This window comes from Arsenophonus endosymbiont of Bemisia tabaci Q2, assembly GCF_902713415.1.
Classification (GTDB): Bacteria; Pseudomonadota; Gammaproteobacteria; order Enterobacterales; family Enterobacteriaceae; genus Arsenophonus.
Genome location: NZ_CACTIE010000245.1, coordinates 1 through 2,799, shown reverse-complemented (window position 1 = coordinate 2,799; position 2,799 = coordinate 1). Strand labels below are relative to the sequence as shown.

Annotated in this window: 3 pseudogenes; 1 reads left to right on the top strand and 2 read right to left on the bottom strand. The window is 36.3% G+C overall.

Going from position 1 to position 2,799, the window contains the following annotated elements:
- Nucleotides 1-155 precede the first annotated feature (155 nt).
- Nucleotides 156-1,110, bottom strand: a pseudogene (tal, locus tag ARSQ2_RS10685) (transaldolase).
- Nucleotides 1,111-1,369: 259 nt separating this feature from the next.
- Between tal and yaaA the strand changes: the two are divergent.
- A pseudogene (yaaA, locus tag ARSQ2_RS10680) lies at nt 1,370-2,150 on the top strand (peroxide stress protein YaaA).
- 37 nt (nt 2,151-2,187) lie between these two features.
- Here the strand turns inward: yaaA and ARSQ2_RS10675 are convergent.
- A pseudogene (locus tag ARSQ2_RS10675) lies at nt 2,188-2,670 on the bottom strand (threonine synthase); the annotation flags it as partial.
- Between the last annotated feature and the right edge of the window lie 129 nt (nt 2,671-2,799).

The following is a 2,799-nucleotide window of genomic DNA, read 5'->3' as shown; positions in this document are numbered from 1 at the left end:
ACTTTAAAATGATTACAAGTAATTACTCTATATCAGTAAATTTATATTGGAGAAAAACATATATTTTGTAATCAAAATTAAGACGCTTAGCTATAAAAGCAAAAAGCCCAGTACGTAATCGACTAGGCTTTTAGGTTATAACAGAGAAATATTAATTACAGCTGCTGGGCAAGCATTTTTTCCAATTTTTCCTGATCAATAGCAAATTTACGAATACCATCCGCCAGTTTATCCCTTGCCATGGGATCTGCATAATGTTGCCAATAGAATTCTGCTTCTGTCATCGGCTTAAGCGGTGACTGAATTTGACCATTAAATGTCAATTTGCTGGGCACTTCACCTTGGGCTTCAGAAAGCTCTTTAAGTAATGCTCGAGAAATTGTTAAACGATCACAGCCTGCCAGTTGCAAAATTTCACCGCTATTGCGGAAACTTGCCCCCATGACAACCGTTTTATAGTCGTGCTGCTTATAATAATTGTAAATTTGTGTAACAGAAATAACGCCAGGATCTTCTTGTGGCGAATACTCTTTTGTATCGGTATTCGCTTTATACCAATCAAGAATACGACCGACAAAAGGTGAAATCAGATAAACACCGGCTTCAGCTCAAGCTCGTGCCTGAGCAAAAGAGAACAATAGCGTTAGATTACAGTTAATACCCTCTTTTTCCAACTGCTCTGCCCCACGGATCCCTTGCCAGGTTGAAGTCAATTTTATCAAAATACGCTCATTTTTAATGCCGGCACGGATTATAAAGCTCAATAATATGCCGCGCTTTATTAATAGAGGCTTCTGTATCATAGGAAAAGCGGGCATCAACTTCCGTTGAAATTCTTCCGGGAATTAATTGCAGGATTTCTAACCCAATATTAATAGCCAATTTATCACACGCATCAATAATTTGTTGCTCACGTGATTGACTTTGTTGCCGTGCCCATGAGATCGCTTCATCAATGAGTGGCTGATATTCTAGGATCTGAGCCGCATTAAGGATCAAAGAAGGGTTAGTTGTTGCATCTTCAGGTTTATAAAGCTTTATTGCCCTTATATCACCTGTATCTGCTACAACCGTTGTTATTTTTCGTAAAGAGGTTAATTTATCGGTCATTTTTTAATCCCGTTATTATTGAGATGAAGCCGAGGCTCAAAATCCTATCTTGCTAGGATAATATCATTCATTGATATTACAACAAATAAATTCACCACCATTGTTTTGTTGTCGATAACAAATTTTGTTAGCTTATTTTCACACCCTACTATCGTTTAAATAGCAATAATTAACCTTAAATGCTACAAATAAGCCTAATGATAGGCATTTACTATTTTGATTAAAGTTGTTTATTTATGAATTTTACTAGGTATTAATTATGCTTATCACGATTTCACCTGCCAAAACACTTGATTATGAAAGTCCGCTTGCCACCACAGAATATAGTCAGCCAACCCTATTATCACAGACTGAGCAATTGATTCAGATATGTGGTAAACTGTGACACCGGCGGAAATTGCCAGTCTAATACATATTAGTGATAAATTAGCCGGTTTAAATGCAGCGCGTTCTGGACAGTGTCATGCTAATTTCACCCCAAAAAATGCCCGACCTGCTATTTTAGCTTTTAAAGGTGACGTCTATACCGGCCTGCAAGCGGAAAATTTTAAGCCAAAAGATTTCACCTTTTCCCAAAAACATCTTCGTATTCTATCAGGCTTATACGGTGTATTACGGCCACTTGATCTGATGCAACCATACCGATTGGAAATGAGAACTAAACTCAATAATAAACAAGGAAAAGATCTTTATGTCTTTTGGCGGGATATCATTACTGAAAATCTTAATCAGGCCTTAAGCAAGCAAGGTGATAATATTCTGATTAACTTAGCTTCAGATGAATATTTTAATGCCGTTAATAGCAAAAACTGGATGCTTATATTGTGAAACCTATTTTCTAGATCAAAAAAGGAGAAATATAATATAAACTCATCAGTTTCCATGCGAAAAAAGCGCGCGGATTAATGAGTCGCTTTATTATTCAAAATCAACTAAAGAATATTGAACAACTGACTGAATTTAACTTAGCCGGTTATCAATTTGATAACGCTGCTTCCAAAGATAATCAGCTAGTGTTTAAACGATCACAACATGGTTAACAATGGAAGCTAACGCTTCCATTTCAGATCATTGTTATTAAGTCGGATGCATAAATAAAAATTTACGCAACAAAGCAAAATCAGCGGGTAATTGATGGGCAAATATCGGTAAATTAGCTTGTTTTGCTAAAGCAGCTGGTAATGGTAATGTTTTACCAAAAATACGATCAACACTCTGTTTAAATTTTGCTGGATGTGCGGTACTTAAGAACAGCCCATATTCATCATCTTCCAACTGATCACGTAAAATACGATAAGCAACTGCGCTATGTGGATCAGATATATAGCTTTTACTAGCCAGTTGTTGAACGGTTTTTTCGGTCATTCTATCATCAACAACACGATGACTAAGCTCATCAAGCTCCCATTTTTGGTGCTGGAAAAGTGTCTCTATCCGTAGCCAATTATTGGGTTGGCTGACATCCATTGGATTTGACAGAGTCGCTATCGTTTGATTAGGCAACCATTTGCCCTCAGACAGATAGCGTGGAACAGTATCATTAACATTAGTAGCAGCTATAACTAAGCGTCTTAATTTTGATTACAAAATATATGTTTTTCTCCAATATAAATTTAATGATATAGAGTAATTACTTGTAATCATTTTAAAGTCGCACAGCTATATTTGATTAATCCAACGCTATACAGA